Below are 13,995 nucleotides of genomic sequence, written 5' to 3' on the forward strand. Positions count from 1 at the left end.
CCAAGATCCACTTCATGGGGGCGGGTGCGTGATCGTTGGCGCCGGAGGTGGTGCCGACATGACCGCACATCTGGCACGCAGTGCCATGGGCAAGTACGGGGAGACGCTGGCCGCACGGCGGCTGACCGAGGCCGGTCTGACGGTCTTGGAGCGCAACTGGCGCTCCGGCCGGACCGGCGAGATCGACATCGTGGCCAGGGACGGGGACGTCCTGGTCGTCTGCGAGGTGAAGACCCGCAGGGAGGGTCCCTTCCAGCATCCGATGGCAGCCGTGACCCCGCAGAAGGCGGAGCGGTTGCGGGGCCTGGCCGAGCGGTGGATCCAGACACACGGGGGCGCACCGCCCGGCGGGGTCCGCATCGACGTGGTCGGCGTGCTGCTCCCGGCCCGCGGAGCCGCCGTGGTCGAGCATGTGCGGGGGGTGGCCTGAGTGGCATTCGCCCGAACGTGTTCGGTGGCCCTGGTCGGCGTCGAGGGAGTGGTCGTCGAGGTCCAGGCCGACCTCGAACCGGGCGTCGCGGCCTTCACGCTGGTGGGGCTGCCCGACAAGAGCCTCACGGAGAGCCGGGACCGGGTGCGCGCAGCGGTCGTCAACTCGGGCTCGGCCTGGCCCCAGAAGAAACTCACCGTCGGTCTGAGCCCGGCCTCGGTACCGAAGTCCGGCAGCGGCTTCGACCTGGCCGTCGCGGCGGCGGTCCTCGGCGCGGCGGAGCGCATCGACCCGAGGGTCCTGGCCGACATCGTGATGATCGGCGAACTGGGGCTGGACGGGCGGGTGCGGCCGGTGCGCGGTGTTCTGCCGGCGGTGCTGGCGGCGGCCGAGGCGGGGTACGAGCAGGTGGTGGTACCGGAGTGCGCGGTGCCGGAGGCTTCGCTGGTACCAGGTGTTTCGGTGCTGGGGGTGCGGAGCCTTCGGCAGTTGATCGCCGTTCTGACCGACGAGCCGGTACCCGAGGAAGAGGCCGTGCCCGGGGAGGTCCGTCCCGACCCCTTCCTGGCGGGCCTGGCCCTGCCGGGCACCGGGCTGGGCGCCGTGACCAGTGATCACCCGCCCGATCTGGCGGACGTGGCCGGACAGCACATGGCCAGGGCTGCCCTGGAAGTGGCAGCGGCAGGCCGGCATCACGTCTTCTTCAAGGGGCCTCCGGGCGCAGGCAAGACCATGCTGGCCGAGCGGCTGCCAGGGCTGTTGCCCGAGCTGAGCCGACAGGAGTCCCTGGAGGTCACGGCCGTTCACTCCGTGGCCGGAGTGCTGCCGCCAGGACACCCCTTGGTCGACAGGCCGTCGTACTGCGCTCCCCACCACTCGGCCACCATGGCCTCGCTCGTCGGCGGTGGAAACGGGCTGCCCAGGCCGGGCGCGGTCTCTCTGGCTCACCACGGCGTGTTGTTTCTCGACGAGGCCGCGGAGTTCCACAGCAGTGTGCTGGACGCCCTGCGCCAGCCATTGGAATCGGGCCATGTCGTGATCGCTCGTGCCGCCGGCATGCTGCGGATGCCCGCAAGGTTCCTCATGGTCCTCGCGGCCAATCCGTGCCCCTGTGGGAGGCACGGCAGGGGCGATGACATCTGCGAGTGCCGGCCCTCCACCATCAAGCGCTACCGTGCTCGCCTGTCCGGCCCTCTGATGGACCGTGTCGATCTGCGGGTGACGGTGGAACCGGTTTCCAGGGCAGAGCTGCTGCAGCTCCACACCGGTGCCGAGACGTCGGCGACCGTGGCGGAACGCGTCAAGGTGGCGCGCGAACGTGCGGCACACCGCTATGAGGGAACGCCCTGGCGGACCAACAGCGAGGTGCCCGGACACGAACTCCGCACCCGTTGGCATGTTCAGTCCGGGGCCCTCGCCAAAGCCGAGCAGGACCTGGACCGCGGTCTGCTCACCGCACGGGGGCTGGACCGGGTCCTCCGCGTCGCCTGGACCCTGGCCGACCTGGGAGGGCGCGACAAGCCCTCGTCGAACGACGTGAACTGGGCGTTGGAACTGCGCACGGGCGTCCGCCGGGGAGCGATCCTGGAAGGACTCCGCACATGACGGACGAAGACCTGCTCTGCCGGGTCCTGCTCACCCGGGTCATCGAGCCCGGTGACGAAGTCGGCGGGCGATGGGTCCGGCAGTTCGGGGTCGGGGAAGTGGTGCGGCGGCTGAAAGGGGGCGGCACCGTCCTCCCGGGCGCGAGTGGGAAGCGTTGGGAGGGGCTGGTGGCCAGGGCCGAGGCTGCTCGGCCGCGCAGGGATCTTGCGGCCGCCCGGGACGCCGGTGTGCGGTTCGTTTCCCCCGGGGACGCGGAGTGGCCGGGGCAGCTCGACGATCTCGGGGATGCCCGGCCCCTCGGGCTGTGGGTGCGCGGGCGGGCCGGTCTGCGGATGTGGGCGCTGAAGTCGGTCGCCGTGGTCGGCGCCCGGGCCTGCACCGAGTACGGGGCCCACATGGCCGCCACCCTCGCCGCGGGGCTCGCCGAGCGGGGCTGGGTCGTGGTGTCGGGCGGTGCCTACGGAGTCGACGGAGCCGCCCATCGCGGAGCCCTAGGAGCCGGCGGCGCCACCGTCGCCGTCCTCGCCTGCGGCGTCGACCGGCCCTACCCCCGCGGCCACACTCAGCTGATCGGCAGGATCGCCGAACAGGGACTGGTGATCGGCGAGCTGCCACCCGGGGACCACCCCACGCCGAGCCGCTTCATCCTGCGCAACAGAGTGATCGCCGCGCTCACCCGCGGCACCGTGGTCGTGGAGGCGGCCTACCGCAGCGGCTCCCTGGTCACCGCGCGGGCGGCGCAACGCCTCGGCCGGCACACGATGGGCGTGCCGGGCCCGGCCACCAGCGCCCTGTCCGCCGGGGTGCACGATCTGCTGCGCGGGGAGGCCGTCCTGGTCACCGATGCCGCAGACGTCGTGGAACTGATCGGTGGCATGGGGGAACTGGCCCCCGACCGGCGAGGCCCCGTCCTGCCCCGGGACCTGCTGGAGCCGGCCGCCCGGCAGGTGCTCGACGCGCTGCCGGGACGCGGCACGGCCGGGCCGGACGAGATCGCGCGCTCCGCACAGACCGCACCGGACGACGCGATCGCGAGACTGTACGAACTCCGAGCACTCGGTTACGTCGAACGACACGGCGACGGCTGGAAGTTGACACGCCAGGCGGTGATGTCGGTCCGCGACGCTCGCGGGCTGTGCTGACGGCCTGTGTTCGGCCGTCCGGGGGAACCCCGACATCCCTTGGAAATGCGCCCAGTTGGGGCCTTGTGGTGATCACAGGGAGCGAGCGCGTCACCCCGACGGGGCGTCCCGAGGAACGTATCTGCGCCCGCCCTGGCCTCCGCCCTTCGCACACCGCGACGCCACAGTCACGCTACGCTCGCGAGGATCCCGACACGGACAGGCAACTCGACATCAGACAGACAGCTCACCCCGGCAGCACCACTTCGCAGCAGAACGGCACAAGGCGACGAATGCCCCAGCACACCTCCGGGTCCGACCGGGCGGCGATCCCCCCAGCCGCCCGTGACGGTGGCAGCGTGCGGCCGCCCGCTCCCTCGACGCTCGACGAGTTGTGGCGGTCGTACAAGGCGACGGGGGACGAGCGGCTGCGGGAGCAGCTGATCCTGCACTACTCGCCGCTGGTGAAGTACGTCGCCGGACGGGTCAGCGTGGGCCTGCCGTCCAACGTGGAGCAGGCGGACTTCGTCTCGTCCGGGGTGTTCGGGCTGATCGACGCGATCGAGAAGTTCGACATCGACCGGGAGATCAAGTTCGAGACCTACGCGATCACCCGGATCCGCGGCGCGATGATCGACGAGTTGCGGGCGCTGGACTGGATCCCCCGCTCGGTGCGGCAGAAGGCGCGCAACGTGGAGCGGGCGTACGCCACGCTGGAGGCGCGGTTGCGGCGGACGCCGACGGAGAGCGAGGTGGCGGGCGAGATGGGCATCGCCGTCGAGGAACTCCACGCGGTGTTCAGTCAGTTGTCGCTGGCCAACGTGGTCGCCCTGGAGGAGCTGCTGCACGGGGGCGGTGAGGGCGGCGACGGGCTCAGCGTCATGGACACACTCGAGGACACCGCCGCCGACAACCCCGTCGAGGTCGCCGAGGACCGGGAGCTGAGGAGGTTCCTGGCACGGGCGATCAACACGCTGCCCGACCGGGAGAAGACCGTGGTCACGCTGTACTACTACGAGGGCCTCACCCTGGCCGAGATCGGGAACGTGCTGGGTGTGACCGAGAGCCGGGTCAGCCAGATCCATACGAAGTCGGTGCTGCAGCTGAGAGCGAAACTGGCGAGCTTCGGCCGCTGACCTGGCCGGATGTCCTCGGGTCGGCGTCAACCACTCCCGCGTGGCGGGGTGCGTCCGTAGAGTGTTGACGTGCCAAGGATTCGAGCGGCCTCCGTGGCCGAGCACCGGTCGATGCAGCGAGCCGCCCTGCTGGACGCGGCTCGTTCCTTGTTGTCCGAGGGCGGTACGGAGGCGCTGACCTTCCCGGCCCTCGCCGAGCGGACGGGCCTCGCGCGCTCGTCCGTCTACGAGTACTTCCGGTCCCGGGCGGCCGTGGTCGAGGAACTGTGCGAGGTCGACTTCCCGGTCTGGGCGGCGGACGTGTCGGCCGCGATGGAGCGGGCGGAGACGGCCGAGGCCAAGGTCGAGGCCTATGTGCGGCAGCAGTTGGAGCTGGTCGGGGACCGGCGGCACCGGGCCGTGGTCGCGATCTCCGCGAGCGAACTCGACGCGGGAGCGCGGGAGAAGATCCGGGCGGCGCACGGCGGGCTGGTCACGATGATCGTCGAGGCGCTGGGGGAGCTGGGGCATGAGCAGCCCCGGCTGGCAGCGATGTTGCTGCAGGGCGTCGTGGACGCGGCCGTGCGCAGGATCGAACTGGGGGCGGCGGAGGAGCCGGCGACCATCGCGGATGCGGCGGTGTCCATGGCACTGCGGGGTGTGCGGGGCTGAGCCACGTCCCCGACCGGGGCGGGCGGGGTCCGCTGCTTGACGGAGCGGGGTGCGGCGCGCACACCCTCCCCGAGCTGTCCGCTCCGACCGAGCAGGTGGGAGCCCCGTCGCCCCGGCGGCACGACTGCCCGCAGCCGGGTCAGTACACCGGCAGCAGCCTGGACGGGCCCCGGCTGAGCAACCACGGCGGCAGGAGAGACAGGGGGTTCAGGTAAATCTCCCCGCGCCGTAAGCCCCAGTGCACACACGCAGCCGTGCAATGCGACCCGGTCGCATCCACCGTGCCGATCACCTCGCCCGGTTCCACCCCGTCGCCCGCCTCCACCGACGCCGTCACCGGTTCGTAGGTCGTGCGCAGAGGCGGGTCGCCGGTGCCTGCCAGCTCCACCGAGACCACTCCCTTTCCGGCCACCCTGCCCGCGAAGGAGACCCGGCCCGCCGCCACCGCCCGCACCGGCGTTCCCGGTGCCGCCGCCAAATCCACGCCCCGGTGGCCGCGGCCGTAGACCGTCGCCGGGGGTTCCCACCCGCGCAGGACCGCAGGACGCAGGCCCACCGGCCATGCGCGGCCGACCGCCGGCACGGCGGGGTCCTTGAGGGCAGAGCCCGCCGCGAGCAGCCGCGGCGGCGGGGCCAGCAGGGCCCACGCCGTGAGGAGCAGCAGCAGGATCAGACGCGTACACACGCGGACACACCGGTTCACTCGCATGGGCAAAGCGTCCCGGACCATCACTGCTCGCGGCCCCGGCTGGGGATCACCCGCCGGTTGTGGACAACGGCGTCACCCGGCACCCCGCGGGTCCCGTACACTTCTGGTGGCGACCCGAGCCATCGGGTCGACTTCGCACGCCCCGACACGAACCCCGACAACGGGCCCGTGTCAGCGCCCCTCGGTCCCTCGTGGAACGGCGCGCAGTGGGCGTCAGGCGCGGAGGCCGTCCGGCATCCGCGGCACAACCGAGAAAATCAAGGAGATACGGCCATGGCCGTCGTCACGATGCGGGAGCTGCTGGAGAGCGGCGTCCACTTCGGTCACCAGACCCGTCGTTGGAACCCGAAGATGAAGCGCTTCATCTTCACGGAGCGCAACGGCATCTACATCATCGACCTGCTCCAGTCGCTGTCGTACATCGACCGCGCCTACGAGTTCGTCAAGGAGACCGTCGCCCACGGCGGCACGGTCATGTTCGTCGGCACGAAGAAGCAGGCGCAGGAGGCCATCGCCGAGCAGGCCACCCGCGTCGGCATGCCCTACGTCAACCAGCGCTGGCTGGGCGGCATGCTCACCAACTTCTCGACCGTCTACAAGCGTCTGCAGCGCCTCAAGGAGCTCGAGCAGATCGACTTCGAGGACGTCGCCGCGTCCGGTCTGACCAAGAAGGAGCTTCTCGTGCTCTCGCGCGAGAAGGCCAAGCTGGAGAAGACCCTCGGCGGTATCCGCGAGATGCAGAAGGTGCCCAGCGCCGTCTGGATCGTGGACACCAAGAAGGAGCACATCGCCGTTGGTGAGGCCCGGAAGCTGAACATCCCGGTCGTCGCGATCCTCGACACCAACTGCGACCCCGACGAGGTCGACTACAAGATCCCGGGCAACGACGACGCGATCCGCTCCGTCACCCTGCTCACCCGCGTCATCGCCGACGCCGTCGCCGAGGGCCTCATCGCCCGCAGCGGTGTCGCCACCGAGGGCAAGGGCGAGAAGGCCGCGGGCGAGCCGCTGGCCGAGTGGGAGCGCGACCTGCTCGAGGGCGAGAAGAAGGCCGACGAGGCCGCCCCCGCCGCCGAGGCCACTCCGGCCGAGGCCCCCGCCGCCGAGGCGACTCCGGCTGAGGCCCCCGCCGCCGAGGCCGAGAAGCCGGCCGAGGGCGACAAGCCGGCCGAGGCCGAGCAGGCCTGACCCGTCAGTCCCGTGGTGACGGCGGGAGCGGTACTGCGTACACCAGCGCCCTCGGCGCGGTGAAGTCCGCTCCCGCCGTTCACCCGTAGGTCAGCGGAGGGACAGCGTGCTCCGGCTCCATGGAGCGCATCCGCAGATCTTCGATCTTCCAGACTTCGAGAGAGATTCACAGACTCATGGCGAACTACACCGCCGCCGACGTCAAGAAGCTCCGTGAGCTCACGGGCGCCGGCATGATGGACTGCAAGAAGGCGCTGGACGAGGCCGAGGGCAACGTCGAGAAGGCCGTCGAGGCGCTCCGCATCAAGGGCCAGAAGGGCGTCGCCAAGCGCGAGGGCCGCTCCGCCGAGAACGGCGCCGTGGTCTCGATCATCGCCGACGACAACTCCTCCGGCGTCATCGTCGAGCTGAAGTGCGAGACGGACTTCGTCGCCAAGGGCGAGAAGTTCCAGGCCGTCGCCAACCAGATCGCGCAGCACGTCGCCAAGACGTCCCCGGCCGACCTCGACGCCCTGCTCGCCTCCGAGATCGAGGCCGGCAAGACCGTCCAGGCGTTCGTCGACGAGGCCAACGCCAACCTGGGCGAGAAGATCGTCCTGGACCGCTTCGCGCAGTTCGCCGACGGTTACGTGACGGCGTACATGCACCGCACGATGCCCGACCTGCCCCCGCAGATCGGTGTCCTCGTCGAGCTGGACAAGCCGAACGCCGAGATCGCCAAGGGCGTCGCCCAGCACATCGCCGCGTTCGCGCCGAAGTACCTCTCCAAGGAGGACGTGCCGGCCGAGGTCGTCGAGTCCGAGCGCCGCGTCGCCGAGGAGACCACCCGCGCCGAGGGCAAGCCCGAGGCCGCCCTGCCGAAGATCGTCGAGGGTCGCCTCAACGGCTTCTTCAAGGACGCCACGCTGCTCGGCCAGCCGTACGCGCTCGACAACAAGAAGTCCGTCCAGAAGATCCTGGACGAGGCCGGTGTCACCCTGAAGCGCTTCACGCGCATCAAGGTCGGCATCTGAGTCCGTACCGCGCTCGACGCCCGGCCCCGATAGGGTCGACAGCAGTCGTCCGCGTACGCCGTCACATAAGTGGCGGACGACAGCAGATCTGACGAGGAGGCCATTGCCGTATGGGATGCGAAACACGCCCCACCGGCAATGGCCTTCTTGGTATGTGCAACACGTGAAAGAGGCGGGATCCCCCATGACCACCAAGGCCCAGAAGAGCGACGACGGCAAAGTGAGCGGCCGGTTTCTGCTGAAGCTGTCCGGAGAGGCCTTCTCCGGTGGCGGCGGCCTGGGCGTCGACCCCGACGTGGTGCACAAGATCGCCCGCGAGATCGCGGCCGTCGTGCGCGACGGCGCCCAGATCGCGGTCGTCATCGGCGGCGGCAACTTCTTCCGCGGTGCCGAACTCCAGCAGCGCGGCATGGACCGGGCCCGCTCCGACTACATGGGCATGCTCGGCACGGTCATGAACTGCCTCGCCCTCCAGGACTTCCTGGAGAAGGTCGGCGTCGACTGCCGGGTGCAGACCGCCATCACCATGGGCCAGGTCGCCGAGCCGTACATCCCGCTGCGCGCCGTACGGCACCTGGAGAAGGGCCGCGTGGTCATCTTCGGCGCCGGAATGGGCATGCCGTACTTCTCCACCGACACCACCGCCGCCCAGCGCGCCCTGGAGATCGACGCCGAGGCGCTGCTGATGGGCAAGAACGGCGTGGACGGGGTCTACGACTCCGACCCCAAGACCAACCCGGACGCGGTGAAGTTCGATCACCTCGGCTACGGCGAGGTCATCACGCGCGATCTGAAGGTCGCCGACGCCACGGCCGTGACCCTGTGCCGCGACAACAAGCTCCCGATCGTGGTCTTCGAGCTGCTGGCGGAGGGCAACATCGGACGTGCCGTCAAGGGTGAGAAGATCGGCACGCTGGTGGGGGACCCCGGCAGCCGGGACTGACACCCCGGGTACAACCCCGTCCGGGGGACGGACGGGACGGAGCCGGGCCGGGGGATGGACAATGTCCCGCCGGTCGGGAACCGTGCAGGAAGAAGACGCGACGCAGCCGGCCGCCGCCCACATGGAACCGCAGCCGGGCCTACTCAAGACACGCAGGAGCAAGTGGTGATCGAAGAGACCCTCCTCGAGGCCGAGGAGAAGATGGAGAAGGCCGTCGTGGTCGCCAAGGAGGACTTCGCCGCGATCCGCACCGGCCGTGCGCACCCGGCGATGTTCAACAAGATCGTGGCGGAGTACTACGGCGCGCCGACGCCGATCAACCAGCTGGCCTCGTTCTCGGTGCCCGAGCCGCGCATGGCCGTGGTGACCCCGTTCGACAAGACGGCCCTGCGCAACATCGAGCAGGCGATCCGCGACTCCGACCTGGGCGTCAACCCGAGCAACGACGGCAACATCATCCGGGTGGTGTTCCCCGAGCTCACCGAGGAGCGCCGCCGCGAGTACATCAAGGTCGCCAAGGGCAAGGGCGAGGACGCGAAGATCTCGATCCGCTCCGTGCGCCGCAAGGCCAAGGAAGCCATCGACAAGCTGATCAAGGACGGCGAGGTCGGCGAGGACGAGGGCCGCCGTGCGGAGAAGGAGCTGGACGACACCACCGCGAAGTACGTCGCGCAGGTGGACGAGCTCCTGAAGCACAAGGAAGCGGAGCTGCTCGAGGTCTGATGAACGACTCTTCCTGGGGGGCGCCGCCACAGGCCGGGTACTGGGGGCCCACCGACCAAGGGCATGGTCGCGGGCACGTCCAGGGCCCGGGCCAGGGGCACGTCCGAGGGGCCGCCCCGGCGGGTCCCGCATACGATGCGTATGAAGCGCCTCAGACTCGCCCCATGCCCATCGTGCCCGACGTACCCGAATTCGGCGGAAACCAGGATGACGACCGGGGAACTGCTCGGCTGAGCGGCACCCCGGTCCGAAACGACACGAATCCGGAGCCCATGTCCGACGCCTCGCAGTCGGCGCCCAAGCCGCCCAAGAAGAGCGCGGGTCGCGACCTGAGTGCCGCGATAGGGGTCGGTGTCGGGCTCGGTGTGGTGATCGTCGCCTCGCTGTTCGTCGTCAAGGCCGTGTTCGTCGGTGTCGTCGCGGTGGCCGTGGTGGTGGGCCTGTGGGAGCTGACCAAGCGGCTGGAGGAGCGCAAGGGCATCCGGGCGCCGCTCGTGCCGCTCGCGCTCGGTGGTGCCGCTATGGTCGTCGCCGGGTACGTCCGGGGTGCCGAGGGCGCGTGGGTGGCGATGGCGCTCACCGCACTGGCCGTCCTGGTCTGGCGCATGACGGAACCGCCCGAGGGCTATCTGAGGGACGTCACCGCGGGTGTCTTCGCGGCGTTCTACGTGCCCTTCCTGGCGACGTTCGTCGCCATGATGCTGACCGCGGACGACGGGCCGCAGCGGGTGCTCACCTTCCTGCTGCTGACGGTCGTCAGCGACACCGGGGCGTACGCCGTCGGCTGGCGGTTCGGCCGGCACAAGCTCGCCCCGCGCATCAGCCCCGGCAAGACCCGGGAGGGTCTGCTCGGTGCGGTCTCCTTCGCCATGGTCGCGGGGGCCCTGTGCATGCAGTTCCTCATCGACGACGGTGCCTGGTGGCAAGGGCTGGTGCTGGGCCTCGCGGTCGCGGTCACCGCCACACTGGGCGACCTCGGCGAGTCCATGATCAAGCGGGACCTCGGCATCAAGGACATGGGCACGCTGCTGCCGGGGCACGGCGGCATCATGGACCGGCTCGACTCGCTGCTGCCCACGGCTCCGGTGGTGTGGCTGCTGCTCGTGCTGTTCGTCGGGTCCGGCTGAGGCTACTTCCGTCAGCGAGCCCCCGACCTCCCGGTCGGGGGCTCGCTGACGTCTCGGGGAGACGTCCGGGGGCCTGAAGTGGGACGATTCAGATGTATCTCCCAAAGGGGGTCATCATGGCCATCATCCGAGAGAGCGTCGACGTCGAGCGCCGCCCCGAGGAGGTCTACGACTACGTCATGGACACCGGGCGCATGCCGGAGTGGCAGCTGAGCGCCGTCTCCGCGGAGCGCCTGGACGAGGGGCCCGTCGGTATCGGCACCAAGGTCCGGGTGACCCGGCACGTCGGCCGTCGCGTCATGCCGATGACCATGGAGGTCACCGAGTACGACCCGCCGCACAGCTGGGGCATGCGCGGTGTCGACGGCCCTGTCCGGGCCCAGGTGCACGGCGAGGTCGAGCCCTACGACGAGGGCCGCCGCTCACACGTCACGATCGACATCGACTTCGAGGGCCACGGCATGGGCAAGGTCCTGGTCCCCCTCGTCGTGCGCCCCCAAGTCCGCAAGGAACTCCCGCGCAACGAGCAACTGCTCAAGGACCGACTGGAGCACACGGGCGAGTAGGGCGTCCCTGCGGCGGCTCGGTTCAGCGCCGCCGGGGGAACTTCCAGCCGTTCTGTCGCAGCTTGAACAGGACGAACACGCCGCAGAGCGCCCACACGCCGAGAAAGGCCCACTTGAACCACGGGGGGCCTTGCCACTTCTCCGCCAGCTGTACCGATGCCGATGCCGTGTAGAAGGACGTCATTGCTCGCGCGTGCCCTGGGTGTCTGGCCGGAACACTTGGTTCCGTCGGGCCCTTGGCTTCACATGCATGAGTATGCCGCGCCGCATGAGTCGAGCTGAAGGCATCGACACCGGCACCTGGCGAAAGCTGACTTACCCGTCGTCTGCGGCGGTGGCTACGCGGTGGATGGACACATTGGTCGGGCCGAAAGCAGTCCACACGTGGTTGGCATCGACTCCCTGACGCCGGGCTGCCTGGTCAGCCTCGGCGAGGAAGGCCTGAGTCGTGGTGCTGGGGGACATGCAGGTGGCGGTGGATTTGTGCCCGCAGATCGACACCAGCTCGCTGCCGACCGAGCGCCGCACACGTCACAACCTCGAAGTGGCTCGAGCCCTCAGCGCCCACAACCGTATGGACGACGCCATGGCGAAGATCCTTGAAGCGGATAGCTGGGCGCCTGAGAAGGTGCGGAACCACTACCTTGCGCGAGAATTCGTGCTCACCTGGGTCCGGAACCAAAAGGGCCGGCCGAGCCGCAGCCTGGCGGACCTGGCCAAGAGGCTGCATGTCATCTGAGCTGGGTACTCTCGGCTGCGTGGCACTGAACGCACAGGAAGCGAGGATGGCGCGTCCGCGCATGGCAGCGGGTGCGCTCTTCTTTGATGCCGCAGGGCGAGTCCTCATGGTGGAACCTACGTACAAGGACTATTGGGAGATCCCCGGCGGGTACGTCGAGACCGGCGAATCTCCGCTGCACGCGGCCGTCCGAGAGGTTCAGGAAGAGCTGGGGATCAGGCCGCCTATCCGGCGTCTGCTCGCGGTCGACTGGGCCCCGAACGAGGCCGAGGGCGACAAGGTGGTGTACCTGTTCGACGGCGGCCAGCTGAGCCAGGAGCACCTGGCGGCGATCGTTCTGCAGGCCGACGAGCTGAAGAGCTTCGACTTTCTGTCCTCGGAGCGGATCGCGGAGCGCACCATCCCGCGACTGGCCCGACGCATCCTTGCGGCGGCCGAGGCCAAGTCCGAGTCTGCCCCGGTCTACTTGGAGCATGGCCAAAGGCCGGAGAGCCGAGCTGCGTGATCATGCAGAACTGATCGCAGTGCGGTAAGACTTTCCCTACATTCATCAAGGCCCGCGCATGGCGCGGGCGCTCGCCGCCTCTGCGGCGCGGCCTGCCTCCTGTCTGCGCCCCGGCTGGCCGCGCCCGGCGGCGCGCTGCGTGCATGCGGGCGGAGGCAGGGAAACCCTCTGTGGCTGAGGCCGGTCGGCTCCACGGCTTTACGCAGCCACTTTGGCGCGAGCCTCGAAGATCATGGCCCCAACGTCGTGCTTTCACGGGCAGGTCCACAGACTGCCCGACGCGCCGGAAGCTTACGGGGCCATGATCACTCGCCCCAAAGCAGCTCCAGCCCAAAGCCGCTCCGCCGACCTGTGTGAAAAATCTTCCACAGGATGTAGCTGTTCGTGTCATCATTCCACGGTGGCGTATGTTGAGCGAATCGAAGTCGACCCATGTTCTCAGTCCCGAGATCAGGGAACGGTCATCCTGACGTCCGGCGAATTCCTTACTTTCGATACTTTCGGACTGGCGGAACTGTTCGTTTCATGGACACCTGAAAGTGGGCGAACTGTACCTTCCATTGAGTTGGCCGAGGAGCTGGCTGCTCTGGCCGGTAAGGATGCAAACATCCACTACTGGGGGCGGCGCGGAGCAAGGCATGCGGAAGTTCATGTGTACAGCAGCCCATCCAGGGAATCCAGCCTTTCCTTGATCGTCAGGCTGCATGAAGCCGTCCCTAATGGGGAAGTGGAGCCGTACGTCTCCCAGTTCTTGAAGAGGTACGCCATTGCCGTAGCGTCATGTAGGCGCAACTCAGACGATGACGGTTCATACTGGGAGCTGTCGTGCCATTTCGTCGAGGGCACGTCCAAAACCATGGGTGAACTTTATGACATTGCCACCGAGCTGCAGGCGAGCACCGTCAAGCCCCTCGAAATCGAGTTGAAGGATGCGAAGGCGGCTGCCGCGGCGCTTGCGGATGGTGAAATTTGGCGCTTCATGGGCATGGCGGAAAATGAGTGGTTAGAGGTCAAGTCCCAGCTGCCGGACTTGAGTAAGGCGGCTGGGAAATTCACACTGTGTAAAGATGTGGCGCAATTCGCTAATTCGCGACTTGGTGGACTCTTGATCTACGGCCTATTCACGAAGAATAGTGGCGATGGGGATAGAATCCGCAAAATCGCACCGATCTCGCCAGATTCCCGATTGAAGAACTCGCTCGATGCGACGCTTCGGGGTCAAATTTATCCGGCTATGGCGAATCTCAGGATAGAAGCAGTGTCTATGGATGGGGGTTGGTTGTTGTACATCTATGTGCCCCCCCAGGCGGATTCCGCTAAGCCGTTTATTGTCGAAGGGTCAGGAATCTCTGAACTTGGAAAGGGGAATGTGTTCGCCGTTCCGGTCAGGAACGGTGACCGCATCGTTCCCGTCACAGGGAAAACGCTGCATTCCCTGCTAGCGGGAAGGGTCACGCTGTCAGGGTGAGAGTGCGGGGGGGGCCCGGATGGCAGCCGCCGACCCCGCCACGAACATCCTCGCGGTCGACGTCCACACCC

General features: G+C 68.6%; 16 protein-coding genes. 14 read left to right on the forward strand and 2 right to left on the reverse strand.

The genetic code is table 11. The features are described from left to right. Positions 1 to 28 precede the first annotated feature (28 nt). The 5 genes from AB0B29_RS31080 to AB0B29_RS31100 all read left to right on the forward strand — a co-directional run bounded on the left by AB0B29_RS31080 (position 29) and on the right by AB0B29_RS31100 (position 4,943). Positions 29 to 430 (forward strand): YraN family protein, encoded by a 402-nt coding sequence (locus tag AB0B29_RS31080; RefSeq protein ID WP_362244925.1) that lies wholly within the window; start codon positions 29 to 31, stop codon positions 428 to 430. Further along, positions 431 to 2,035 (forward strand): YifB family Mg chelatase-like AAA ATPase, encoded by a 1,605-nt coding sequence (locus AB0B29_RS31085; RefSeq protein ID WP_362244927.1) that lies wholly within the window; start codon positions 431 to 433, stop codon positions 2,033 to 2,035. After that, positions 2,032 to 3,177 (forward strand): DNA-processing protein DprA, encoded by a 1,146-nt coding sequence (gene dprA, locus AB0B29_RS31090; RefSeq protein WP_362244929.1) that lies wholly within the window; start codon positions 2,032 to 2,034, stop codon positions 3,175 to 3,177. Before AB0B29_RS31085 ends, dprA begins: the two co-directional genes overlap by 4 nt. Positions 3,178 to 3,449: 272 nt before the next feature. Next, a complete protein-coding gene (whiG, locus tag AB0B29_RS31095; protein WP_362244931.1) occupies positions 3,450 to 4,292 on the forward strand; it encodes an RNA polymerase sigma factor WhiG in 843 nt (280 codons plus the stop codon). A 93-nt stretch (positions 4,293 to 4,385) separates the two neighbouring features. Next, positions 4,386 to 4,943, forward strand: a complete 558-nt coding sequence (locus AB0B29_RS31100) for a TetR/AcrR family transcriptional regulator (protein ID WP_362244957.1) — start codon at positions 4,386 to 4,388, stop codon at positions 4,941 to 4,943. 139 nt (positions 4,944 to 5,082) lie between these two features. Here AB0B29_RS31100 and AB0B29_RS31105 read toward each other — a convergent pair whose 3' ends face one another. Further along, positions 5,083 to 5,652: a M23 family metallopeptidase gene (locus AB0B29_RS31105; RefSeq protein ID WP_362244933.1), complete on the reverse strand. Its 570-nt coding sequence runs from the start codon at positions 5,650 to 5,652 to the stop codon at positions 5,083 to 5,085. Positions 5,653 to 5,925: 273 nt separating this feature from the next. Here AB0B29_RS31105 and rpsB point away from each other — a divergent pair, with 273 nt between their 5' ends. The 6 genes from rpsB to AB0B29_RS31135 all read left to right on the forward strand — a co-directional run bounded on the left by rpsB (position 5,926) and on the right by AB0B29_RS31135 (position 11,212). Next, on the forward strand, positions 5,926 to 6,840 hold the full coding sequence (gene rpsB, locus AB0B29_RS31110) for a 30S ribosomal protein S2 (protein ID WP_362244935.1): 915 nt from the start codon (positions 5,926 to 5,928) through the stop codon (positions 6,838 to 6,840). 176 nt (positions 6,841 to 7,016) lie between these two features. After that, complete coding sequence (gene tsf / locus AB0B29_RS31115) at positions 7,017 to 7,853, forward strand: translation elongation factor Ts (RefSeq protein ID WP_053668724.1); 837 nt, start codon at positions 7,017 to 7,019, stop codon at positions 7,851 to 7,853. Between the two features lie 184 nt (positions 7,854 to 8,037). Continuing rightward, positions 8,038 to 8,796 carry a UMP kinase gene (pyrH, locus tag AB0B29_RS31120; RefSeq protein ID WP_234847494.1) on the forward strand — a complete coding sequence of 253 codons (759 nt, stop codon included), beginning with the start codon at positions 8,038 to 8,040 and terminating at the stop codon, positions 8,794 to 8,796. 165 nt (positions 8,797 to 8,961) lie between these two features. Beyond that, the gene (gene frr, locus AB0B29_RS31125; protein WP_053668722.1) at positions 8,962 to 9,519 is read left to right on the forward strand and encodes a ribosome recycling factor; all 558 of its coding nucleotides are present in this window, start codon (positions 8,962 to 8,964) and stop codon (positions 9,517 to 9,519) included. Next, complete coding sequence (locus AB0B29_RS31130) at positions 9,519 to 10,646, forward strand: phosphatidate cytidylyltransferase (protein ID WP_362244938.1); 1,128 nt, start codon at positions 9,519 to 9,521, stop codon at positions 10,644 to 10,646. Before frr ends, AB0B29_RS31130 begins: the two co-directional genes overlap by 1 nt. 116 nt (positions 10,647 to 10,762) lie before the next feature. Beyond that, positions 10,763 to 11,212 (forward strand): SRPBCC family protein, encoded by a 450-nt coding sequence (locus AB0B29_RS31135; protein ID WP_362244940.1) that lies wholly within the window; start codon positions 10,763 to 10,765, stop codon positions 11,210 to 11,212. A 22-nt stretch (positions 11,213 to 11,234) separates the two neighbouring features. On the opposite strand, the gene AB0B29_RS31140 is transcribed toward AB0B29_RS31135, so the two are convergent. Then, positions 11,235 to 11,396, reverse strand: coding sequence for a hypothetical protein (locus tag AB0B29_RS31140; RefSeq protein WP_362244942.1), 162 nt, complete (start codon positions 11,394 to 11,396; stop codon positions 11,235 to 11,237). Between the two features lie 264 nt (positions 11,397 to 11,660). Here AB0B29_RS31140 and AB0B29_RS31145 point away from each other — a divergent pair, with 264 nt between their 5' ends. The 3 genes from AB0B29_RS31145 (at position 11,661) to AB0B29_RS31155 (ending at position 13,924) form a co-directional block, all read left to right on the forward strand. After that, positions 11,661 to 11,951 carry a hypothetical protein gene (locus AB0B29_RS31145; RefSeq protein WP_362244943.1) on the forward strand — a complete coding sequence of 97 codons (291 nt, stop codon included), beginning with the start codon at positions 11,661 to 11,663 and terminating at the stop codon, positions 11,949 to 11,951. A gap of 19 nt (positions 11,952 to 11,970) precedes the next feature. Then, positions 11,971 to 12,456, forward strand: coding sequence for an NUDIX hydrolase (locus tag AB0B29_RS31150; RefSeq protein ID WP_362244945.1), 486 nt, complete (start codon positions 11,971 to 11,973; stop codon positions 12,454 to 12,456). A gap of 400 nt (positions 12,457 to 12,856) precedes the next feature. Next, entirely contained in the window at positions 12,857 to 13,924 is a 1,068-nt protein-coding gene (locus AB0B29_RS31155) for an AlbA family DNA-binding domain-containing protein (protein ID WP_362244947.1), read from the forward strand. The last annotated feature ends 71 nt before the right edge of the window (positions 13,925 to 13,995 follow it).

It is taken from the genome of Streptomyces tibetensis (assembly GCF_040647715.1).
Taxonomy (GTDB): domain Bacteria; phylum Actinomycetota; class Actinomycetes; order Streptomycetales; family Streptomycetaceae; genus Streptomyces; species Streptomyces tibetensis_A.